Annotated in this window: 23 protein-coding genes and 2 pseudogenes; 6 read left to right on the top strand and 19 right to left on the bottom strand. The window is 35.0% G+C overall.

Annotation, left to right across the window (positions count from 1 at the left end; genetic code table 11):
* Positions 1 to 61: 61 nt before the first annotated feature.
* Positions 62 to 250, bottom strand: coding sequence for a membrane protein YhzF (locus tag K6959_RS03455; RefSeq protein WP_246234454.1), 189 nt, complete (start codon positions 248 to 250; stop codon positions 62 to 64).
* 210 nt (positions 251 to 460) lie between these two features.
* On the opposite strand from K6959_RS03455, the gene K6959_RS03450 reads away from it, so the two are divergent.
* From K6959_RS03450 to K6959_RS18790, 3 genes and pseudogenes are all read left to right on the top strand, one after another.
* Positions 461 to 814, top strand: coding sequence for a YtxH domain-containing protein (locus tag K6959_RS03450; RefSeq protein ID WP_163238996.1), 354 nt, complete (start codon positions 461 to 463; stop codon positions 812 to 814).
* A 251-nt stretch (positions 815 to 1065) separates the two neighbouring features.
* Positions 1066 to 1620: an HTH-type transcriptional regulator Hpr gene (locus K6959_RS03445; protein ID WP_223088293.1), complete on the top strand. Its 555-nt coding sequence runs from the start codon at positions 1066 to 1068 to the stop codon at positions 1618 to 1620.
* 577 nt (positions 1621 to 2197) lie between these two features.
* Positions 2198 to 2379, top strand: a pseudogene (locus K6959_RS18790) (hypothetical protein).
* Positions 2380 to 2440: 61 nt separating this feature from the next.
* Here K6959_RS18790 and K6959_RS03440 read toward each other — a convergent pair.
* Both K6959_RS03440 and K6959_RS03435 read right to left on the bottom strand, forming a co-directional pair.
* The gene (locus K6959_RS03440) at positions 2441 to 2530 is read right to left on the bottom strand and encodes a YjcZ family sporulation protein (RefSeq protein ID WP_163238994.1); all 90 of its coding nucleotides are present in this window, start codon (positions 2528 to 2530) and stop codon (positions 2441 to 2443) included.
* 55 nt (positions 2531 to 2585) lie between these two features.
* Positions 2586 to 2672: a YjcZ family sporulation protein gene (locus tag K6959_RS03435; RefSeq protein WP_163239150.1), complete on the bottom strand. Its 87-nt coding sequence runs from the start codon at positions 2670 to 2672 to the stop codon at positions 2586 to 2588.
* A gap of 341 nt (positions 2673 to 3013) precedes the next feature.
* Between K6959_RS03435 and K6959_RS03430 the strand changes: the two genes are divergently transcribed.
* Entirely contained in the window at positions 3014 to 3862 is an 849-nt protein-coding gene (locus tag K6959_RS03430) for a peptidylprolyl isomerase (RefSeq protein ID WP_163238992.1), read from the top strand.
* Between the two features lie 92 nt (positions 3863 to 3954).
* Here the strand turns inward: K6959_RS03430 and K6959_RS03425 are convergent, their stop codons facing one another.
* The 14 genes and pseudogenes from K6959_RS03425 to K6959_RS03365 form a co-directional block, all read right to left on the bottom strand.
* Positions 3955 to 4146 carry a sporulation YhaL family protein gene (locus tag K6959_RS03425; RefSeq protein WP_163238990.1) on the bottom strand — a complete coding sequence of 64 codons (192 nt, stop codon included), beginning with the start codon at positions 4144 to 4146 and terminating at the stop codon, positions 3955 to 3957.
* Between the two features lie 132 nt (positions 4147 to 4278).
* Positions 4279 to 5223 carry a 3'-5' exoribonuclease YhaM gene (gene yhaM, locus K6959_RS03420; RefSeq protein WP_163238988.1) on the bottom strand — a complete coding sequence of 315 codons (945 nt, stop codon included), beginning with the start codon at positions 5221 to 5223 and terminating at the stop codon, positions 4279 to 4281.
* Between the two features lie 207 nt (positions 5224 to 5430).
* A complete protein-coding gene (locus K6959_RS03415) occupies positions 5431 to 6633 on the bottom strand; it encodes an MFS transporter (protein WP_223087644.1) in 1203 nt (400 codons plus the stop codon).
* 103 nt (positions 6634 to 6736) lie between these two features.
* Positions 6737 to 8299 carry an ATP-binding protein gene (locus tag K6959_RS03410; RefSeq protein ID WP_223087642.1) on the bottom strand — a complete coding sequence of 521 codons (1563 nt, stop codon included), beginning with the start codon at positions 8297 to 8299 and terminating at the stop codon, positions 6737 to 6739.
* Positions 8300 to 9742, bottom strand: coding sequence for an ATP-binding protein (locus tag K6959_RS03405; RefSeq protein ID WP_223087640.1), 1443 nt, complete (start codon positions 9740 to 9742; stop codon positions 8300 to 8302).
* 20 nt (positions 9743 to 9762) lie between these two features.
* On the bottom strand, positions 9763 to 10266 hold the full coding sequence (locus tag K6959_RS18785; protein ID WP_262421882.1) for a hypothetical protein: 504 nt from the start codon (positions 10264 to 10266) through the stop codon (positions 9763 to 9765).
* Positions 10267 to 10284: 18 nt separating this feature from the next.
* Complete coding sequence (locus K6959_RS18780; RefSeq protein WP_262421881.1) at positions 10285 to 10989, bottom strand: metallophosphoesterase family protein; 705 nt, start codon at positions 10987 to 10989, stop codon at positions 10285 to 10287.
* A 251-nt stretch (positions 10990 to 11240) separates the two neighbouring features.
* The gene (locus tag K6959_RS03395; RefSeq protein ID WP_223087638.1) at positions 11241 to 12494 is read right to left on the bottom strand and encodes an ABC transporter permease; all 1254 of its coding nucleotides are present in this window, start codon (positions 12492 to 12494) and stop codon (positions 11241 to 11243) included.
* The gene (locus tag K6959_RS03390; RefSeq protein WP_223087636.1) at positions 12487 to 13386 is read right to left on the bottom strand and encodes an ABC transporter ATP-binding protein; all 900 of its coding nucleotides are present in this window, start codon (positions 13384 to 13386) and stop codon (positions 12487 to 12489) included. Before K6959_RS03390 ends, K6959_RS03395 begins: the two co-directional genes overlap by 8 nt.
* A 174-nt stretch (positions 13387 to 13560) precedes the next feature.
* On the bottom strand, positions 13561 to 14463 hold the full coding sequence (locus K6959_RS03385; protein ID WP_223087634.1) for an ABC transporter permease: 903 nt from the start codon (positions 14461 to 14463) through the stop codon (positions 13561 to 13563).
* A 26-nt stretch (positions 14464 to 14489) separates the two neighbouring features.
* Complete coding sequence (locus tag K6959_RS03380) at positions 14490 to 15494, bottom strand: ABC transporter permease (protein ID WP_163238976.1); 1005 nt, start codon at positions 15492 to 15494, stop codon at positions 14490 to 14492.
* Positions 15495 to 15588: 94 nt separating this feature from the next.
* Positions 15589 to 17196 (bottom strand): annotated as a pseudogene (locus K6959_RS03375) (ABC transporter substrate-binding protein).
* Positions 17197 to 17242: 46 nt separating this feature from the next.
* Positions 17243 to 18214: an ABC transporter ATP-binding protein gene (locus tag K6959_RS03370; RefSeq protein ID WP_223087633.1), complete on the bottom strand. Its 972-nt coding sequence runs from the start codon at positions 18212 to 18214 to the stop codon at positions 17243 to 17245.
* On the bottom strand, positions 18180 to 19208 hold the full coding sequence (locus K6959_RS03365; protein WP_223087632.1) for an ABC transporter ATP-binding protein: 1029 nt from the start codon (positions 19206 to 19208) through the stop codon (positions 18180 to 18182). Before K6959_RS03365 ends, K6959_RS03370 begins: the two co-directional genes overlap by 35 nt.
* A gap of 234 nt (positions 19209 to 19442) precedes the next feature.
* On the opposite strand from K6959_RS03365, the gene K6959_RS03360 reads away from it, so the two are divergent.
* Positions 19443 to 19631, top strand: a complete 189-nt coding sequence (locus K6959_RS03360; protein ID WP_223087630.1) for a YhzD family protein — start codon at positions 19443 to 19445, stop codon at positions 19629 to 19631.
* A 69-nt stretch (positions 19632 to 19700) separates the two neighbouring features.
* On the opposite strand, the gene K6959_RS03355 is transcribed toward K6959_RS03360, so the two are convergent.
* On the bottom strand, positions 19701 to 20492 hold the full coding sequence (locus K6959_RS03355) for an enoyl-CoA hydratase (protein ID WP_163238971.1): 792 nt from the start codon (positions 20490 to 20492) through the stop codon (positions 19701 to 19703).
* A gap of 489 nt (positions 20493 to 20981) precedes the next feature.
* Here K6959_RS03355 and cyoE point away from each other — a divergent pair, with 489 nt between their 5' ends.
* Positions 20982 to 21926 (top strand): heme o synthase, encoded by a 945-nt coding sequence (cyoE, locus tag K6959_RS03350; RefSeq protein ID WP_163238970.1) that lies wholly within the window; start codon positions 20982 to 20984, stop codon positions 21924 to 21926.
* Between the two features lie 146 nt (positions 21927 to 22072).
* On the opposite strand, the gene K6959_RS03345 is transcribed toward cyoE, so the two are convergent.
* Positions 22073 to 23689 carry a long-chain fatty acid--CoA ligase gene (locus K6959_RS03345; RefSeq protein WP_223087629.1) on the bottom strand — a complete coding sequence of 539 codons (1617 nt, stop codon included), beginning with the start codon at positions 23687 to 23689 and terminating at the stop codon, positions 22073 to 22075.
* Positions 23690 to 23750 lie beyond the last annotated feature (61 nt).

Genomic DNA, 23750 nt, shown 5'->3' with positions numbered 1-23750 from the left:
TCGTAACGAAGAATGCGAGCGTTCATCAACAGTCTGAAAGAACCCGGTTAGGGTTCTTTTTTTATGAAAACAACTGAAAGATGATTCCTAATGTTAAAAAAAAGACACCTCCCCCTGCTAAAACACCTGCTCTTTTACGTAATACTTGCCTTGGGGGATATACACCAGACTTTTGTGCTGCTAATAAATAATAAAGAGTCCCTAAAAACAATACTATGCTTATCGAAAAGAGTATAAAAGTAACCCCCACCTCATTCACCCCTTTAATCAAATTCAGAAAAAGCATGTACCTGATAATATGTATGCTTTTCCATTAATGGCTATGATAAAACGGTAAATATAGGATAAAAGTCCCTTTAAAAAATATAATAATTAAACAATTATTATTTGAAAAAAGGGTTTTTGAATTTTTTGTAGAATTTTTATACAAATTACTAAATGCATTTTGAGGTGAATATAAATGAAAGCCAAACCTTTTTTATTCGGTTTCTTTATTGGGGGTGTAGCAGCTGGAATAAGTATGTTATTATCAACACCCTCACCTGGAAAGGAATTACGCATTGAATTAAAAAATTGTAAAGATGAATGGGTGCATCGATTAACTGATCTAAAATCAAATCTTGCTGAAATTAAAAAAGCAACAAATATTTTATCAGAGGAAAGTAAAAGTATAATAATTACCTTTATGAAAGATATAAAAAATTTGATCAATCAATGGAAAAGCGAGATTAAACCTCATCAACACAAAATCAAACTAGAAATGATTGAAATTGAAAAAGCGATTAACGATTTAGAAGCATCACTTTCTAATTAAAACATTTTTAAGTTTTAAAGAAGGATTCTTTCCATTTATAGAGAAATTAAATATATATATAAAAAATAGTTTTTTTAATGTGTAGTCATGCTCAAATATTAATACTATTTCTGCATTTACACTTTTTCATATTATTAATTTCTAAAAATTTAGTAAATTTTATTCTTTATTATTTTTTATTTTATTGGCATAATGAAAATAAAAGAAAGATAAAGTAGGTGAAACTCGTGTTAACGGAAAAACAATACTCAATGAAAGAAGCAATGCTTTTTAGCCAACGGATTGCTCAATTAAGTAAAGCTCTCTGGAAAGCAATTGAAAAAGATTGGCAGCAATGGATTAAGCCATTCAACTTAAATATTAATGAACATCATATTTTATGGATTGCATATCATTTAGATGGTGCATCAATTTCTGATGTCGCTAAATTCGGTGTGATGCATGTATCCACTGCATTTTATTTTTCAAAGAAGCTTGAAGAACGAGGATTATTAAAGTTTTCAAAAAAAGAAAGTGACAAACGAAATACTTATATTCAACTAACAGAAAAAGGCGAAAATGTACTCCTTTGCTTAATGGAAAGTTATAAACCCGAAAAAAATGCGGCATTTTCTGGCGCACTCCCTTTGAAGGAATTATATGGGAAATTTCCAGAAAATATGGAGATGATGGCAATTGTCCGTAATATTTATGGAGATGATTTTATGGAAATTTTCCAACGATCATTTTCCAATATTGAAAATGAGTTTGATGAAAAAGAAGGGACATTAAAAAAGAAAAATATCGCTAAACAAGAATTAGCTTAATTGAACTCGTTCATAGCTGCTAATAAAGACATGGTCAAAGCTCAAATGCAAATTTGGACAAAAAATTGTACTAAAAGCGGATGAAAATAAATAAAAACTTCCGCTTTTGTTGTTTAATTTTATTGCTCATTTTTTCACAAAATCAATTTTACATATGTTAACCTTTTTATAAATATGCTATTTTATGTGATCCTTTTCATCGAAAGTAAATACATAAAGTTTATAAATAGATTAAAATTCCTATTGATTTTTTTACTTTTTCATCGTAAAGTATGTAAATAACTTTATGTAAAAATACATATTAGCAAGATTTCGCTTTGCTCTTCCTTTTATCATCAAATGAATCATGGCTTTCTAACTTCAGTTAACAGCTGTATATATAATATACCGCCTAATTATCCTTATCAAAGTTAATCACAATACAAAACGTTTTTTTGTAAAAAAATTACTAATAGGCGAAAAAATAAATTCTCTTAAATGAGAAAATCTCGCTAATTAAAGTTTATTAGACTATCTTTTTTACAAAAACTTTGTTATCTTTATTATCATAAATCGTATAATAGGGAGGGAATCAATGATGATCTCCGTTTTTATTGTATTTGCTGTTTTCATATTATTTAATATTAATAAAATGACTAATTCCCTTTGCATCCAAAGGGAAATACCGGAGGAACGTCAGCCTAAAGTATTCCGAACAATTAACGTGTGCTAGTTACTATTTTACTTGTATCATCATTTATTGAAATATCATTAACATAATAAAGCATAGCAAAAGGTACATAACTAAAAGCGGTGAAAAAAATTATCACCGCTTTTATTATTAATATAACCATGAAGCGCCTATAATAATGAGAAGAATAAAGAGTACAACAACTAATGCAAACCCTCCACCGTAACCAGGTCCAGACATTATACCTTCCTCCTTTCAATGGCTGATGAGTCAACCTGTTTCCCGTTCTCTTCCTCTAATAAATCCATGCAGCTCCTACTAAGATTAATAAAATGAACAGGACAACAATTAATGCAAATCCTCCGCCATATGCTCCACCCATGACAACACCCCCTTTTTGTGTTGCTATCATATAGTATTCAATGACCCTGTTTTCGAATAGGCATTTATCACACTAACTTCTTATTTTCTTAAAAGTAAAGGCTGCATTTTGATTATGCATGAACTACTGCAAGCAATAAAAAATTTTCAAAAATGTACCTCCTTTATTCTCTTCGCTTTATCATATGTAAATGTCCCTAATTTGGCTAAGTAAAACACCCACTTTTTAATGATTTTTAGGATGAATTTATGTTATCTTTTTAAACTGATTGAAAATTATGTTATAGTAATGAAGTGGGAAAAAGACATGCCACAAGAAATTTTTAATAGGAGTTGTTCTTCATGAAAAAATGGATCTTATCCATGACACTTGCTGCAGGAGTCATTAGTTTAGGCGCATGCAGCAATAATGGAGCGTCTGGAAATATTGCTGAAACAAAAGCAGGTAACGTAACGAAAGATGAGCTTTATGAAGTAATGAAGGAAAGATACGGGGAACAGACGCTGCAAGAGCTCGTTTTTGAAAAAATCCTCTCCGATAAATATGAAGTTTCTGATAAGGAGATTAAAAAAGCAGTTGAAGATTTAGAAGCGCAATACGGACCAGCACTTGAACAGTATAGTAAAGAAGAAGTTAAAAGACTTGCAAAGTTTCAACTTCTTCAAGAAAAAGCAGTAACTAAAGATATAAAAGTTACTGAAGAAGAAATGAAAGAGTATTATGAAAATTATAAGCCTGAAATTAAGGCGCGTCATATTTTAGTGGAAGATGAGCAAACAGCAAAGGATATAAAGGCTAAACTTGATGAAGGTGCAAAATTTGAAGACTTAGCCTTAGAACATTCAAATGATCCTATGTCTGCGCAAAACGGCGGTGATCTAGGCTGGTTTGGCTCAGGACAAATGGTTCCTGAATTTGACGAAGCAGCATTCAAACTAAAAGTAGATGAAATAAGTGCTCCAGTTCAAACTGACAACGGCTGGCATATTATTCAAGTTACTGAGAAAAAAGAGAAAAAATCATACGATGAAATGAAAAAAGACATCGAACACGACATTAAAATGAATAAAATAGATAATACGACAATTCAAAAAGCAATGGAGCGTGAGCTGAAAGAGGCAAAAGTGAAAGTAAAAGATAAAGATTTTAAAGATACATTTAAATCAGACGACCAAGCAGACAAACAATAATATTCAGCAAGTGACAATCATTCATTGTTAATTGAAAATAAACGATATAAAAAATAAAGCGGGTGCGTTTTTTCGCATCCGCTTTAAAAATTTTAGGAGGTTTCCGATGAGGCCTGCTCTAGTTTACGTGTCCTTTCTTCTTCTAGACGATGCATATAAACCTCTCCCTCTTGTTCTATTAATTCACTTTCCCGTTGTTTTTCTTCTTTAGCAGTTTTTATCGTCATATATGCACTAACAGCAATGCCTGCTAAAACAAAGTAAATCCAAATAGGGATTGCCATTTCCTTCTCCTCCGATCATATCATATGGTTGTCCCAAAGCTTTTTACTTTGTATAACATATGCGAGAAAATAAGAAATATGCAATCCCTTTACTAGTTTCAATAATATCTTTTTACATGAAAAATATACATTTTACTTATGAAATGTTGGTTTATAAAAAGCTCGATTATCTAACGGGAAAATCCTTTCTGTAAATTCACCCGGTTTTACTCTTTCTAAAGCACGATCAAGCATGTTCATTTTTGCATCTATGTTGTCTATGTAGTGGAGAATTTCTGCTTCTTTAATGAGAGGAGGCTTAGGACTCCCCCATTCTGCTTTTCCGTGGTGACTAAGAACTAAATGTTGAAGAATCATCACTTCTTCACCTGTAATGCTGAGTTCTTCTGCTGCCTTTCCGATTTCACTTACCATAATCGTAATGTGACCTAATAAGTTCCCCTCAATCGTATAACTAGTTGAAATAGGCCCAGATAGTTCTATTACTTTACCTAAATCATGGAGAAGAACCCCGGCATAAAGAAGATCTTTATCAAGAGTCGGATACAACTCTGAAATTACTTTCGCTAAGTCAAGCATAGAAACAACATGGAAAGCAAGTCCAGATACAAATTCATGATGATTTTTTGTAGCGGCTGGATATTCCAAAAAAGGGTCTTGATACTTTTTTAATAAATGTCTCGTTATTCGTTGTATATTTGGATTTTTCATTTCAAATATATACTGAGTTATTTTACTCATCATCTGATCTTGGCTTAGCGGAGCCGTCTCAATAAAATCAGCGATTTGAACTGAGTCAGTGTCTAGTGCTGGACGGATTTGTCTAATTTTCAGCTGATTACGCCCGCGATAGTTTTGAATGTCACCTATGATTTTGACAATACCTTCAGGTCCGTATGTTTTTTCATCTTCTTCGGAAGCATCCCATAACTTTGCTTCAATCTCTCCGCTACGATCCTGTAAAATAAGCGTTAAAAAAGGCTTTCCATTACTTGCAATCCCTTTTACCGAACTTTTTATTAGTAAAAAAACTTCAACTTGGTCACCAACACTATGAAACAATATTCCTTTACTCATCAGTTTTTTCCGCCCCCCTTATTAATCAAAATAAATATCAATCAATAGATTTCATGAACAATTGTTCTATTCGCTTCATGCTACGCACGAAGCGTTTTCTAATCTTTTGGAAAATTAATTAATATTGATTTTGTCTACAATTTGAGTATAACATATCATTATTTTCCTAAAAAGAACAAAAAACACCGCAAATAACACTACTCAACATTATTGAATTTGTTCCGCAGTAAGCAGAGCTTTCTTTTTTCTAGATATCCAAATAGACGTTGAAATAAATCCAATAAGCATAACCAATGCACCAAATATATATGGAATATGAATGTTCCATTCAAACAACGTCCCCGCAATAATCGGTCCAGCTACATTTCCTAAGCTTAAAAAAGAATTATTTAATCCCATAACCATTCCTTGACGCCTGCCAGCAAGTTTTGAAATAAATGTGTTAACAGCTGGACGTAAAATTGAATTTCCGATAAAAAAAATGCTAGTCGTCATAAGTACCCACGGGAGGGAGGGAGCGAGAGTCATTAGCACAAAACCAATTGCACTTAATAATAAAGATCCCTTTACGACACGCTCTTCACCAAACGACGAAATAAGCTTACCAACAACACCCCCTTGAATCATTGTTCCGATCACACCGGTTAATAAAATAATTAAACCAACTTGTTGTGGACCAAAAGAATATCGCTCCATTGAATAATAACCAAAAATAGCTTGAAAGTTTGCTAATCCAAAACTCATAATAAAAACTAAAAAAAGTAAAAATCCTACTGGACTTAACAACGTAGTCTTCATTAGTGTGATCTGACCTATCTTTTCCTCGTCATGTTCAAGTTTGTTTGCTTGACGAGCCTCTTTCGGATAAGATTCTGGTAAGATAGTTATAGACAACACACCAGCCAGCGTTGCAGCAATCCCCGCAAATATAAATGGATAAGATAAATCAAATTCTGCAAGCCAACCGCCAATTCCTGGTCCAATTACAATTCCAAGACTCATCGCCGCTCCTAACAGTCCCATCCCTTGACCGCGTTTCTCCTCAGCTGTTACATCTGATACATATGCCATAGCTGTTGGCATGAGTGCGGAACCAAATATTCCTGCCAATGCTCGCGATAGAAACAACATCCACAACCCAGTTGCAAAAGCAAATATAAATTCTGCAACTGCAAATCCAAATAACCCTAATACAATCAATGGCTTTCGCCCAATCTTATCTGAATACCGCCCCCAAATAGGCGCAAAAATAAACTGCATAAACGCAAACATAGCTACCAATAAACCCATAATCTGTGCATTCGCATTAAATTTTTCAACATAAAATGGTAAAATTGGAATGACTAATCCTATCCCAACCATAATAATAAACAAATTAAAACTTAATAAAGTAAATTGATTCCCTTTCATCGCATTAATCCCTTCTTAAAAGTGACGTACTGATAATTGACAGAAATTTAGGGCATCCAAATATTTTAACGTATCAGCCATCTTTTTTCCATCTTTTAAACTGCTAAACAATCGTTAAACGGTCTTTCGTAATTTCTTGTAAATTAACAATTCTCTCTTTAGTAAGGTATGGAAGAAGATGTTGATGACAAGTAAAAAATAATACTTGATGCTTAGAAGTCAATTCTTGCAATAGTTCAATCATTAGTTTTGTTCTCACATGATCAAAATTAACAAAACTATCATCAATAATAATTGGATAAGACTCACTGGACTCAGCTAACGTTGTAGCTAAACCTAGCCGAAGCGCTACATATATTTGTTCAGCCGTTGCTTGACTAAGCTCCTCAGGACTGAAAAGAGCATGATCCTTCCGTTCAATGAGAAACCCTTCTTTTCCATTTTGAAATAAAATTCGTACATACTCTCCATTAGTTAGCTTTTGTAAATATCCTTCGCTTGTTGAAAGTATTTTTGGAAGCCTTTCCTGCTTATAATGATTAATTGTTTTTAGCAAAAGGGCTTTAGCAATTGCAAAACGAGCCCAGTTCCTAGCTTCTTTATTGAAAGTTTCTTTTTTTTGCATAAAATTGTGCAACATATCCGAATACGTTCCACCCTCTTCAAGCACATGAATGTGATGCTTCACTTCAGCAAGCCGTGTTTGTAAAGCAGTTATTTTATTACGAACATGTTCTAAATTAGCTTTATAATCTGCTTCTCCGTCAGTACTTAGATGATACAATTCACTATCAATACTCGTAAATGATGTGCGACTTAAAAAATGCTCTAATTCAGCCAATCTTTCTGACAGCATCATTCGCTTCTCCGCTTGCTTCCCAAGTTTAAAATAAGCTTCAACATTATCTGTATGAGCCGCCTTCAACAATTGATCTATCTCCATTTGAAGACGTTCTTGCTCATCTTTAAGCAATGATATTTCTTCTTCTAATTCTATGCGTTTTTCTTGCTTTTCTGTAAGCTGAAGTTGCTTCTCTGTTTCAACTGTTAATCTCCGTTTTAATTCTAGAGCAATTTGATAAATAGACGTTCGCTCATTTATTTTACAGTCGTTTGCTAGCTGAAAAAGCTTCGCTTCAATTTTATTTAGGCCTTTACAAACTGTTATCACATGAGCTCTAGCCTTTTCTAATTCACGGCTCAGTTCCTTTAATCGTACTATTTGTTCAAATGCATCTCGTAAATATGTTTTCGCTACTTCCTTACGTATTTTTAACTGTTTGCCAAGCTCAATCGTTAATTGTTCATTCTCAATGAATTCTTTTTCCCATGCTGCAAACAGATGAATAATTTTTTCATACTCATTATTTTGTTGTTCTAATTTCAGTTTTAATAAAGCTAGCCGTTCTTTGCAAAAATCGTCCTTCGCAAGCTGTTCTTGGACTTCATAAGTTTGAATTGGATTTGATTTTAGCAGTTTATTATTTAAAGTATGCTTACGTTCTTCTAAAGCCTTAATTTCTTCTTCAATGTTTACTTTATTTTTATCATTGTTATTTTTAGTGTTGAATAAAAATAACAATAAAAGCGCCAAACAGCTGGCAGCTACTAATAACCATTGATTATTTTTAAATCCGATCATCATAAACAAAAAGGAAAAAAACAACTAAAATTCCTTTCTGAATCTTCTCTTTCTTTTTTTTTCAACTTTTTTATTCTTGTCTTCCTCCATTTTTCCCCTTTGCAATTGCTTTATTTTTACTTCCAGTTCTTTCAGTTCAAGCATTATTTTCTCTTGCTCTTCTCCATGTAAAATCAGTTTTTCAAGCTCATCCCTTTTTTCATTAGAGAGAATATTATTTTCAACTTCAAAAACTTCCTTTTCTACACTCTCTAACTTGTCCCTTTCCTCAATAAAGCGCTCATCGAGCTGGAGTTTCTTTTCTTTTAAACGCAGCATATTACGATGGACGTCCTCAATTTTTTCTTTTATCATCATACTTGTATTAATTGACTTTAACTCTTCCTCATCAATCGAAAGATGAAGGTGCTCTTTTAATCGTTGTATTTCTTGTTCAAGTTCAATGACTTTTAGCTGCCACTCTTTTTCTTCATGCTTCAATCGTTCATATAATGGCATGTTTTCATTAACGAATAAAATATCAGATTCTCGTTCTAAAACTAGTTTATCTAGTTTTAGAATGGCCATTTCATCTTTTAACGACTGTATTTTTTCTAGTTTACTATTCAATTGAACATCATATGGAGTAATCAATTGTTGCAACTGCTTAAAGCGATTAAGACCATCAACCGGAAACTGAATTTCTCTAATTTCTTGCAATGTTTTATTTATTTGTTCCTTTTCTATTATATAAGGGCGTAATTGCTGTAAGTCTTGCAGCTGTTTCACTTTACCCATTAAAGCAACTTCTTTTTCTTTCAACTTACTAAACTTCAATTGCAAAATATTTCGTTCTTCTAAAAGAGACCAATATTGCTCGTTATTTTGTTTCGCCTTCTGCAACAGACGATCCGCCTCACGAATGTCTTTTAACATTTCATTCAATAGAGGCTTCTTCCCATTTGGTTTAAAAAGTAAATCCATTTCTTTTTGTAGCCAATTTTCAACTTTTAAAAGCCGATCAGTACCGATTGCGCCTGTTGAAAATAAAAATTTGTTTAAATCTTCATTTTTTATGAGATGAACATTTTGTATACGCTGCAAATTAAAAGAAAAAATCCCTTGAAAAGTCGCTCGATCCATATTGATAAACTCTTTTAAAAGCTCTTCCCCGCCTCTTTGGCCATCTTGCAACGTGATTGTTACATCTCCAGCTGCTCTCCCCTTTACCCGTTCAATAATTGCCTTTCCAGCCGTAGGAAAATCTACAATAAGTTGTCCGCCGTATTTTGAATGAAACTTAGGTTCATATCTTAATTCTGATTGCTGTTTTGTCGGAAAGCCGAACAAAATACTATGTATGAATGACATAATCGTCGATTTTCCAGCTTCATTTTCACCGTAAAAGACGGTAAAATTCTCAATCTGTTTAATAACAATATTCTCTAGCTTCCCGTAGCCATAAACCTTTATTTCCTTTATTTTCAAACATTATTCCTCCCTTCGTTTTATTTTCCATCGTCTTTATAAAGCTTCTCTACTAGCAATGCTTCTGCTTCACGAACGATTTGTTGCTTTTCATCAACTGAAAGCTTTTCTACATATTTTCTTCCTTGGTAATGTTCAAAAAAAGGAGCTATTACTTGATCAATATCATCACAATGATCAATCACATCAAAAAGCTCTTGATAAAATTCTGCTTCACTTGCAACAACGTTACGCTCAAAAGAAAAGCCACTTTCACATCGAATTTCAATCGGGAATACAAATGATTCTTCGGCTTGCTCCTCTTCTTGGAGTAATTCTAATAACTCAGTTTTCACTCCGTCATCAAGGAAATCAGCATTCTGAATATTGTTAATGATAATAGTTACAATAATTCCTTTTCCTTCTCGTCTCATCTCATCAAGACATTGATGACAAAGACGATATACATCATCAAGATGATGTATGATTTTTCCATCGAGATATACTTCTTCCCAAATCACGTCTGATGTTTCATTAAATTGCAAATGAGTACTATTTTCTTCTTATGTGACTGCATAGCAGCCTTTCATCCCTAACTCGGAACGATTCCGACCTTGAATATTACCTGGATATACGATATAAGGCTCATCGTGTAAAATAGTCCGTTTATGAATATGACCAAGGGCCCAATAATGAAACTCCTTATGGAGTAAATTATTTACTTTAAAAGGAGCGTATCGACTATGCTCACTGCCTCCCTCATTATGCCCATGCAAAATCCCGATATGAAAATCAGCCCCTAAAGCTTTTTGATAATAAGGGGTCATGTCATCATATATATGACGTTCTGGATAGCTAAAACCGTACAAATAAACGACTGCTCCAGACTCATTTTGAAAAGCTTTATATTCAACATGATGGGTAAACACATGGACATTTCCCGGCATTGATAAATGATGCCACGACCCATTTAAATGATCGTGATTTCCATGAATAACAAACGCTTGAATTCCATGCTGCCCCAACCTCTCCATTTCATTCCTAAAATGAGCTTGAGCACGAATACTTCGATCTTCTCCATCAAATAAATCACCAGCAAAAATAATAAAATCAACATGACGTCTTATCGCTTCATCTGTCACTGCTTTAAATGCTTTGAACGTGCTCTCGCGGACCCTTTTAAATATATGATTAGGTAACCCGCTTAATCCGATCATTGGACTGTCTAAGTGCAAATCAGCCGTATGGATAAACGTAGTCTTTTTCATTTTAAACGCCTCTCATTTTTCTTCATTGTACCATTCCAAAAATACGAATGCACGTTCTGATGATCATGATTTTAGTCTGTGTTAGATAACTTTGTTGATTTATTGAATTTCCCTTCGGCGAATATTTAATCCAAGAAGGAAGGAGCTTTTTTTCAAAGCGTGTGAAACTTCAAAATAACAGCCAAAAAAAAGGAAAAAAAGATTGATTCAAAAAGGCAGTTCCTTTTTGAATCAATCTCCTTTCAAAATACTTATTCCTTTTTTGTCAGTTGGAGCGCTTTTTTAATATCTTTAAATGAGCTTGATTTTCCATACATCAATACTCCTCCACGATACACGCGAGCGCCAAAGACAGCTAAAATGATGATCGTTGTAACGAGAAGCCCGATACTTAAAGCAATTTCCCAAAATGGTATCGAGAGCATGCCCACACGTAAAAACATAATCATGGGTGTAAAAAATGGAATGAATGACGTAATCGTAATGAATGTTGACTCTGGTTCTCCAAGGCCAAACATCGCAATCATAAAACCGATAATAACTAAAAAAGTCATCGGAGAAATTAATTGTTGAACGTCCTCTATTCGACTAACGAGTGACCCTAAAAACGCAGCTAAAGTCGCATAAAGCAAATAGCCGAGCATAAAGAAAACGACTGCATAAATGAGTGTTTCGATAGATGTTTCACCGAATCCCATATAACTAAAAAAGCCATCTTCCAATCCCTGTAAATTACGTCGAATTGCAACATACCCTGCGGCGATTAAAACAATAAACTGAGTTAAGCCCAATAAAGCAATCCCAAAGATTTTAGCAAACATTTGCGTAATTGGCGAAACACTAGAGATTAAAATATCCATTACACGTGAAGATTTTTCAGTGGCTACTTCCATCGCAATCATCGAAGAATACATAAGAACTGCAATATAAATAATGAATAATAATGCATAGACAAGACCCCGTGCTTGATTAAGTTCTTCTTCGGTTTTTGCATTTTTTTGCAGTGGTATTTTTTCAAATTGTACAGGTTCATAAATTTTGTTCATTTGTGCTTCAGTTAAATTCGCCTGTTTAGCAGCTAACATTGTTTTTACTTGTTGTAAGCCACTTTCTAACTCCGTCGCCAACGTTGAATCTGCAACTGTCATTGCTTTATAAGTTGCTGCCGGTAATTGATCTTCATTTGCAGTTACATGGATCACCCCTTCAAACTTCCCATCCTTAACTGCCTTTATTGCTTCATCAACGGTTCCTTCAAATAAAACTAGTTGAATGTCATCATTAACTTCTTCTATATTTTGTTTGTAAAGATCATAATAATTTCCTGTTTCTTCAATGACGGCTATTTTGTTTACATCTTCTTCTTTATTAAAAAAATTAATAATGTTTGTTAAGTTTCCTAAAATAAAAATGATTCCTACCATTATTGCTGTCGTAATAATAAAAGATTTTGTTTTTTGTTTATTCGTAAACGTATGAAATAAAATAATCCAAAAATTATTCATAAGCCGCACCTACCTTTTCAATAAAGATATCATTTAATGACGGTTCTTCAAGAACAAATTTACGAACAAACCCTTTTCCAACAATTTCTTTTAATATGGTATCAGCTACTTGTTCATTGTTAATGTGCAAATGAATGCCTTCAGGTGTCTTTTTCGTTTTTACGACTCCAGGTAAATCACCTAAAAAAGTAAGATCGAAGTCTGCATGAATTGTGACGTTTTTCTTTCCAAACGCCCGTTTTATTTCTTTAAGCGATCCATGGACAACAGGTTTCCCTTTATGGAAAATACAAAGGTGTTCACACATTTCCTCAACATGCTCCATCCGATGGCTAGAGAATACAATCGTTGTGCCTGAATCTTTTAAATCTAAGACAGCCGCTTTTAACTGCTCTACGTTAAGAGGATCTAAACCGCTGAATGGCTCGTCTAAAATTAACAGTTCTGGTTTATGGATAACAGCTGCAATAAATTGGATTTTTTGTTGATTTCCTTTTGAAAGTTCTTCAACTTTTTTATTTTTATAATCTGATACTTTAAATCTTTCAAGCCAATATTCTAGTTCCTTTAATGCCTTCTGTTTTCGCATTCCTCTTAGTCTCGCTAAATAAACAATTTGATCAGAAACCTTTAGCTTTGGATAAAGCCCTCTTTCTTCAGGTAAATATCCAATTAATGGACTTGTTGAATAATCAATCTTCTTCCCATTCCACGAAATATTTCCTTCACTTATGTCTAATAATCCTAATATCATCCGAAAAGCAGTTGTTTTTCCTGCACCATTCGCTCCTAAAAATCCAAACATTTCGTTTTTAGGAATTGATAATGATAGGTGATCTACAGCTACAAACTGTCCGAATCGTTTCGTTACTTTTTCTAGCTTAAGTACCATTTCAAACTCCTCCCTCCACATACTTATACGCAATTTTTACAGAAAAGTTTCTTTTTTTAACAATATCGCAGTTTTCAAGTTCATTCGTTCGGATGAAATGAAAAAAAACCCGCTTTCTCCTTCGCCTATGTCATCAGAAGGAAACCGAGCCAATAAAACATAAAGACATTTTTACTACTGTTTCATCCGCGGGTCTAAAGCATCACGAAGTCCATCACCCATTAAATTAAAGCCTAACACCGTTAACATAATCGCAAGTCCCGGAAAAACCATTGTCCATGGCGCATTTACTAAAAATCCTTTTGAATCCGCAAGCATCTTGCCCCATTCAGGCAAAGGGGCTTCTGCACCAAGGCCGAGAAATCCTAATGCAGCCGCTTCAATAATAGCTGTTGCAATCGCTAACGTACCTTGGACAATAATAGGTGCCATACTGTTAGGAAGGATGTGATGAAATAAAATTCTAGTGTCCTTCATCCCAATTGATTTTGCGGCCGTAATATATTCTTCTTCTTTTTCACTAAGTACTTTTGATCGAATGAGACGACCGAAATTTGGTACGTTAATGATCGCAATGGCAATAAGTGCATTTTGTAATGATGGTCCGAGTACTGCCACAATTCCAATCGCCAACAATATACTTGGAAACGCAAGCATAATATCAAATATACGTGATATCACCGTGTCAATCCAACGTCCATAGAAACCAGCGACTATCCCTAGCAAACTTCCAACAACGATTGAGCCTAGAACCGAAAAAAAAAAAACAACAGAAAGTGAGATTCTGGCACCGTAAATGACCCGTGAAAAAATATCACGACCAAAATCATCCGTGCCAAACCAATGCTTACTTGAAGGTGATTGTAATTTTTCTGTAAATTTTTGTTCATCAATCCCTTCCGGAGCGATTACTGGAGCAAGAATAGCCATCATAATAAAAGTGATGACAATGAAAGTTCCGATAAGTGCCAACTTGTTTTGTCGAAAGCTTCGCCAAGCTTCTCTCCACGGCGAAACCACTTTCTCTTCTTCTGTTTCTAATATATGATGACTGTCATTTCGAGCGAGCTCTCCCATCGTTTCACCTGCTTTCCTTTAAATAGTTAATGATACTTAATACGCGGATCAATAACACCATATAAAAGATCTACGATTAAATTGATCGTCACAAAAAATAGGGCGATGAGTAAGATTCCAGATTGAATGACTGGATAATCACGATAATTAATGGCTTCGTATATGTAACGCCCAATACCGGGCCAGCTAAAAATTGTTTCTGTTAATATAGCTCCGCCGAGAAGTAACCCTAATTGTAAACCAATGATTGTTAATACTGGGATTACTGCATTTTTTAGCGAATGTTTGTAAACGACCCAAAACATCTTTAAACCTTTTGCTCGTGCAGTGCGGACAAAGTCCGATCTCATTACCTCAAGCATGCTTGAACGGGTAATTCTAGCAATAATAGCCATCGGGATCGTCGCTAACGCAATGCTTGGCAAAATTAAATGCTTTACAACTTCAGTAAACTGTTTAAAGTTCCCTTGCAGAAGCGTATCGATCAAATAAAGGTGGGTAATCGGCTGCACAGGATCGCGAACGTTATCCCGGCCAAATGTCGGCAGCCATTCAAGGTTTACAGAAAAGACCCATTGCTCCATTAAACCAAGCCAAAAGATTGGCATTGATACCCCGATTAATGCCAGCAGCATTGATATATAATCAAACCAAGAATTTTGGAACCAAGCACTAATAATCCCCGCATTTACACCTATAAAAACTGCAATCGCCATTGCAGTAAGCGCCAGTTCAAACGTTGCTGCTAAATAAGGCCATATCTCATTTGAAATAGGAGCGTTCGTTCGCAGAGAATCACCTAAGTCTCCTGTCAACAAACCTCCTAAATATTTGACATACTGTGTATACCATGGTTCATCAAGACCAAGATCTGCACGTAAGTTTTCAATTGATTCTTCTGTAGCTGCTTGTCCTAAAATAATATGGGCCGGGTCTCCAGGAATCGCCCGAATCATGAAGAAAACGATTAATGTTAATCCAAACAGCACAGGGATTAACATGAGTATTCTACGTAAAGCATAAGCGTACATATGTTCTACCTTCTTTCTTTAAGAAACTTAACCGTAACAGTAGAAAATGCAAATTTAAAGATAGAAAAAGGGAGTATTCTTAACTCCCTTTTTGTTATTTAAATTCAGCTTTGTGTAATTTATCTGATCCTGTAGGTTGGAGTGTTAATCCTGTAATATTTGCAGATCCTGCTAGAACAGGTTCAGAATGAACAAGCGGAATCCAAGGAGCATCGTCTTTAATTATTTCTTGTGCTTTTTGATAAAGCTCCTCTCGTTTTCCCTCATCAACTTCAGCTTGTGCTTCAATTAAGATTTGATGAAGTTCTGAATTTTTATAATACGTATAATTGTTCGTTCCAATGTTATCTTCATCTAAAAGAACATATAAGAAGTTATCGGCATCACCATTATCACCAGTCCATCCTAATAAAAATGAGTCGGCTTCACCTGCTGCTGCTTTTTCTAAATATGTCCCCCATTCATAAGAAACGATTTTTACTTTGACTCCAATTTTTTCAAAGTTTGATTTTATCGCCTCCGCCACCTTTTGACCATCAGGCATGTAGTCACGTGGAACTGGCATTGCCCAAAGCTCCATTTCAAAACCATCTGGATAGCCTGCTTCGGTTAATAGCTCTTTTGCCTTTTCTAAATCAAAAGGATAATCTTCAATCTTATCATTATAGCCTGCAATAACTGGAGGCATTGGGTTTTTCGCTGGTTGTGCATAACCTTCATAAAAAGCGGTGATTAAAGTTTCTTTATCGACTGCATAGTTCAATGCTTGCCGGACTTTTTTATCAGTTAAAGGTCCTCTTGTTGCTGTTAAGCCAAGATAAGCTACATTCAGCGATGGACGAGAGAAAATTTGTAAGTTTGCATCCTCTTTAATTTGTGGTACATCACTAAAGTTAACACCATCAATTAAATCGACTTCACCTGTTTTAAGGGCGTTTTACCGTGCCGAATTTTCTGGAATTGAGCGAAATATAATTCGATCAAGCTTCGGATAACCTTCCATCCAATAATCCTCAAATTTTTCGATCACAATTTTATCATTACGCTTCCACTCAATGAATTTAAAGGGTCCTGTTCCGACAGGGTGTTCGCTAAACTTGTCGCCATGCTTTTCTAATGCAGTTGGACTAGCAATAACAAATGGCGACATCGCCAAATTTTTTAAAAATACTGCTTGCGGACGATTTAATGTAAACTGTACTTTATATTCTTCAACTGCTTTTACTTCTTTAATAATGTCACCGAATTGGGACTGAAAATATGGGAAAGGTGTATCATCACCAGAAACACCAGTATTCCCCTTTATCCAACGCTCAAAATTATAAACAACTGCTTCTGCGTTAAAATCAGTGCCATCATGGAACTTTACACCTTCTCGTAAATTAAATGTATAAACAAGTCCATCTTCAGACATCTCCCAATCTAGCGCTAATCCTTCTTCTAACTCGGTATTTCCTTCACCAAAGTTGATTAATTTTTCAAAAATATTCTCAGTTACTTTAAAAGATTCACCTTCTGTTGTCGTTGCCGGATCAAGTGATGTTGAATCACCACCGCGACCAAAAACTAATTCTTTTTGCCCCGTAGCTCCTGAATCTTTCTTTTTACTATCTGTTTCTTTTGCTCCACTACATGCTCCTAAAAAAAGCGAGATTATTAACATAATTGATAAAGTAAAAAGAAAGCGTTTACTTTTGTTCATTTCTTTCCCCCTATTCGTCAATTTATTTATTCATTATGACCTGTCATTACTCCATATAAAGATGATAAGCCACATAATGACCATGTTCTAATTGTTGTAATTGTGGTTTTTCCTCCTTGCATATGTCCATACACTCACTGCATCTAGTATGAAATGCGCATCCTCGCGGCGGATTTGAAGGGCTTGGCAAATCTCCTTTTAACACAACCCTTTCTTTTTGATAAGTTGGATCCGGTATAGGCACAGCTGATAAAAGTGCTTTTGTATAAGGGTGCAACGGATTTTTATAAACAGCTTCGCTCTCTGCAACCTCAACGATATGACCGAGATACATTACACCGACCCGATCGCTAATATGGCGCACAACGCTAAGATCATGGGCAATAAAAATGTAAGTAAGATCATATTCTTTCTGTAAATCTTGCAATAAATTCAATACTTGAGATTGGATCGATACATCTAATGCTGAAACAGGCTCATCTGCAATAATTAATTTTGGATGAGTCATAAGAGCGCGGGCTATTCCAATCCGCTGGCGCTGACCACCGCTGAACTGATGAGGATAGCGTTTCGCATGATAACTGCTTAAACCTACTACTTCTAACATATGTTTAACACGTTTTTTTCTTTCCTCTTTTGTACCGATTCCATGGACAATTAATGGCTCTTCCAAAATTTTTTCAACATTATGACGCGGATTTAACGATGCATACGGATCTTGAAAAACCATTTGCATTTGCCGCCGCACTTTTCGCATCTTCTCCTGTGAAAACGTTAAAATATTTTCGTTCTCAAAAAGAATTTCTCCCGCGGTTGGTTCGTGCAATCGTAAAAGTAATTTTCCCGTTGTAGATTTTCCACATCCTGACTCTCCGACTAAACCAAGTGTTTCACCTTTGTAAACTGTAAAAGTTAAACCATCAACGGCTCGCACAGTTCCAAATTGCTTGCCGAAAACACCTCCCTTTATCGGAAAATGCTTTTTAAGATTCGATACTTGTAGTAATGGACTGCTCATTTTCGCTTCGTCCCCCTTCCTCATATAACCAGCAGCGAACATTGTGTCCTTCCTCAACTATTACGTAAGGAGGATCTTCTAATAAACAACGTTCCATCCTGCTTTCGCATCGACCGTAAAATCGGCATCCTTGTTTAATAGAGCCTGGTTTTGGGACATTTCCCGGAATGGAGTAGAGACGGTTCTTTTTCTTTCTCATATCTGGAACGGATAAAAGTAAACCTTTAGTATATGGATGTTTTGGATCGGTAAAAATCGTCTGAATATCTCCTTCTTCAACGATCTTTCCTGAATACATTACAATTACTCGTCTGCATACTTCAGAAACGACACCTAAATCATGTGTGATTAACAAAACAGCAGTATGGAGCTTTTCATTAAGATCTTTCATCAATTGAAGAATTTGCGCTTGAATGGTAACATCTAACGCTGTTGTTGGTTCGTCTGCAATTAGTATTTTCGGATTACAGATCATTGCCATCGCGATCATAACCCTCTGTCTCATTCCACCGGAAAGTTGATGGGGATATGACTTCATTAATTCATCAACCCTTGGCAAACCAACCAGTTTTAACATCTCAACTGCACGATTGTATGAAGCTTTTTTGGAACCTTTTTTATGTATACGGATTGCTTCGATTAATTGATTTTCAATTGTAAAAAGCGGGTTAAGTGAGGTCATTGGCTCTTGAAAAATCATTGCTAGTTCATTTCCTCTTATTTGCCTCATTCGCTTCTCTGTAGCTTGTACAATATTTTCGTCGTTCAATAAAATTTCACCAGAAACTATTTTCCCCGGCGGACTTGGAACTAGTCCCATAATAGAAAGTGATGTAACACTTTTCCCACAGCCAGACTCTCCAACAATTCCAACAATTTCTCCTGGGTAAACATCAAAACTAATATGATCAACCGCGGGAATTTCTCCATCATCAGTAAAAAAAGAGGTTTTTAAATTTTTAATTTGTAAGATTGGTTTTTTTTTTTTTTTCATATAGCCTCCTTAAATAAGTTAACTTATTTTTCTGAAATATAATCCAATTTAAAAAACATTATGCCATCATTCAATTTGATTTACAATAGCCAATTTTCAAAATAAATAGATTTTACGAAAAAAACTTTTTAGCTGTACTGATTAAAATATTAGGCAAAGATTTTGCACAATTTTTAAAATTATGCAAGAATAATAGATATTTAAGTAAGCTTTTAATGAAATGGAGGAATTTATATGAAAAAAATATACAAGCTGACTGCTTTTGAAGCTGATGGTGAGAAACTATTAGATGAAGCTTTTGAAGCATTAAACGATGATGAAGCAAAAAAAAAGGCTGAACAAATGCTAGCAGAAAAAGCTTTGTTGGAAAAAACACACCGCTGTACATCTCCAACGGGAAAACTCATCCTCTTTCACTCATAATAGAAATATATTTTTTCTCTACAAACAGAATAACAGCAAAGAAAGACTTCTTTGCTGTTCCCATAAAATTTATTTACCAACAAAATGAGGTTGGCGCTTTTCAATAAATGCCTTAATTCCTTCAGCGTGATCTTTTGTCTGTCTGACTTCATATTGTCCTTGCTTCTCTAGCTCAAGTACCTTCACTAAATGTGAACGGTTTAATTGTGTATATATTTCCTTTGTTTTCAGCATCGCCTTTATAGGTTGCTTCAACCAATTTGCAACTTTCTTTTCAAGTGCAGTCTGAATATTTTCTGCTGCTACCTCATGAACAAGACCTATCTCCAAAGCCTCTAATGAACTTAACGGTTTTCCTTCCCAAATTAATTGTTTTGCACGATTCTCGCCAAGACGTTTTTCTAAGAAGAAATGAGCGCCACCATCCGGTATTAATCCAATTCCGATAAAGTTCATCGCAATTTTAGCAGATTGATCACTCAACGTGTAATCAGTTGCAAGTGCCAAACTTAAACCAAGCCCTGCTGCAGCTCCTGAAATAGCACTAATTGTAAGCTTTGGCAATGTATACAGATTAATGACTAACTCATTAATGCTGTCCATGATCGGATAAAAATTAGTTTCATCTGCCATCGTTAACATTGATTTAATATCTCCACCTGCTGAAAAAGCCCGTCCCTTTCCTGTTAACACAACAATATCAATTTCATCAGAAGTACTAATTTCTTTTAAACAAAAAGATAAATCTTTCAACATCTCTACATTTAAGGCATTTAATGCTTCAGGTCTATTCATTTCAACTGTTGCTATCCGGTTATTTACAGAAACATTCACCGTATTTGTCACAAATCTTGTACTCAAAATGAAACGCCTCCTTTATAAATTTAAATACTATTATATTGATTAAAGCACAGTATGAATAGATTTTTCAAATGATTATAAATATTTCATCTTTATAGTTTTACGTGTTTGAATGTTAGAAAACAATCAAAAGTAATGAAAACTTTAAAACCTCTTCAGTTTTCGCCATCATTTTTCAGAATACAAAATGCTTTTTGCTTCTTCATTGCAATAAGAGCTAAACAATCTGCCTGGTGTTTCTAGTTGTATCATTATAGCGATCCATGGTATTATGTTAAATAGACTGCTTTTAAAAAATAACGGTATGATCAAATGTTAAAAATACTAATTTTATCAAATGCGGATGAATAAAAGTCTATAAGATTTGAGTTGGAAATTTTGCATTAACAAAAGATAAATTAGAAGCTTAACAGAATGATGTTTTACATTTTTGTAAGTGCTAACATAATAAATATATTAAGTAACAATCGTAAAGAAAGGAGAGGAACAATGCGGAGTGATGTAAAGATAAAAAAGAATGTTCAACAAGCCTCTCTAACAAGGCCAAGACAAACTTTGGCAAAAGTTTTGGCTGAAACAATGAAGACAGGAATTATTAAATCGAATTTAATTGCTATGCTTGCCGGATTAACATTGGCATTATATACGAATCATATTAGCCCGCTTGAAAAAGTTCCAGAAATTATATTTTCCATCCTCGGTTCGACTTTTGTATTAGGTGCTGCAGGTACTTTTAATAACTTGTATGATCGCGACATTGACTCGATTATGAACCGAACAAAAAATCGACCTACTGTAACGGGTGCAATGCAGCTAAAATCTGGACTTCTACTCGGTATCTCTATGGCTTTACTCGGAATAGCAGCCCTCGCTTTTGCAACACCCCTTGCTGCACTCTTTGGTTTGTTCGGCTTATTTTTCTATGTAGTTCCATATACAATGTGGTCCAAACGTCGAACGATTTACAATACTGAGATTGGAAGTATTTCCGGAGCCATGCCACCGCTTATAGGATGGGCAGCTATTTCTTCGGATTTGCTTAATCCAGGTGCTATCGGACTTTTTGCAGTTACGGTCTTTTGGCAAATGCCTCATTTTTATGCGATTGCTATTCGTAACCACGATGAATATAAGGCAGCAAAAGTTCCAATGCTTCCAGTAGTGAAAGGTTTTAAACGAACCTATATACAAACAAACCTGTATTTACTCGCTTTAATTGCTGTAAGCTATCTCTTTGCTTCTTTAAGTATCGGCATTGTCTCAGTCTCACTTGTGTTAAGTGTAGGATGGCTTATTTTAAGTATTGTCGGCTATAACAAAATGACGCCTCAAAAATGGGCGAAAGCGATGTTTATTTTTTCACTCAACCATATAACGATCTTATTTTCTACGATTATTCTTTATTCTATAGTTGGCACTATTTTTAGATTATGAAACTTTATCATCCGTTGTCTTATTGTAGTATCTGATTTCCGAAAGACTACATTGATCAACAATCGGGAACGCCTTATATGCGTTCCCTTTTTATAGTATGGTTGTCTTATGCTCCTTCGTTTCGTATGATCAAAAAGAACGTTAGTCTAGTTTTTTTGTAGATAGCTTTGTAATTCATCACGTAAAGTTCGTTTTAAAAATTTACCCACAGACGTTTTGGGGATTTCGTCCATAAAAATAATGTCATCAGGAAGCCACCACTTTGCAAATTGCGGACTTAAAAATTCGTAAAGCTCTTCTTTTGTAACTTTTCCTTTAAATTCATCTTTTAAAACAACACAGGCGACTGGACGTTCTTGCCATTTTTCATGTGGAACAGCGACAACTGCTGCCTCAAAGACGGTTTCATAAGCCATAAGTACATTTTCTATATCGACAGACGAAATCCATTCACCTCCACTTTTGATCAAATCTTTCGTTCGATCAACTATTTTCAGAAAACCTTCTTCATCAACAGTGACGACATCTCCGGTATAAAGCCAACCGTCCCGGAATGCTTTATTAGTACATTCATCTTTAAAATATTCAGAAGCAATCCAAGGGCCTCGGATTGCCAGCTCCCCCATTTCTATTCCATTCCATTGAACTTCTCCGTTCTTTCCAATCACTTTCATTTCTAAACATGGGACTAAAATTCCTTGCTTTGCTTTTAAATCAAAACTTTCTTCCTCAGATTGTTCCTCTTGATAACTTTTTAATGTTGAAATAACGGCAAGAGGACTTGTTTCTGTCATACCGTAAGCATGCATAAATGGAATGTTATGTTTTTTTTCAAACGCCTTAATCATTCCTTTTGGTGCTGCCGCTCCACCACATAAAATCCCACGAAGACTTGACATATTATAAGACTTTTTTTCTAATTCTTTTAAAAGACCAAGCCAAATTGTTGGAACTCCAGCAGTTACGGTTACTCGCTCACTTTCTATTAATTGTGCTAAAATCTTCGGTGTAAAATAAGGTCCCGGCAAAACAAGTGTCGTTCCAAACCAAGTAGCTGCAAACGGTAAGCCCCACGCATTTACATGAAACATCGGCACAACTGGCATAGCAATGTCTTTTTCACTTAGAGCAGTGCTATCTGCCAGCCCTAACGCCATACTGTGCAACACAATTCCTCGATGTGAATATACAACCCCTTTTGGATTACCAGTAGTGGCGGATGTATAACACATTCCTGCCGGATCGTTTTCATCTATATCTTCGCAGAATTCATACTCTTCACTTGCTTCTTCTAGCAATCTTTCATAATGATATACAGGTGTTAAGGACGTTTCAGGGAGCTTATCATCATCTGTCATAATGATATAAGCTTTAACTGTTGATAATTGAGATTGACAATTTTCTATTAACGGGATTAAATCAGCATCAATTAATAACACTTGATCTTCTGCATGATGAATGATAAATGCAATATGCTGAGGCGATAAACGAATATTAATTGTATGAAGAACTGCACCACTGCAAGGAATGGCGAAATATGCCTCTAAATGACGATGATGATTCCAAGCAAGAGTTCCTACACGATCCCCTTTTTTAATTCCTAGCTTTTCAAGGCTGTGGGCAAGCCTGCGGGTTCGCTTTGCAATTTCCTTATATGTAAATCTGTGAATACCGCTTGAAGTTCTCGAAACGACGTGTTTTTTTGCAAAATATTTTTCAGCTCTTGTTATCATTTGAGTCATCGTCAATGGAGTTTGCATCATATTTTATCACTCCTAAATAAAAATTTATTTTTTTCTCTACATAATGATTCGCTTTATATTT

The sequence above is a fragment of the Bacillus aquiflavi genome (genome assembly GCF_019915265.1).
Taxonomy (GTDB): Bacteria; Bacillota; Bacilli; order Bacillales; family Cytobacillaceae; genus Bacillus_BT; species Bacillus_BT aquiflavi.
This window is presented reverse-complemented; position numbering and strand designations above follow the sequence as displayed.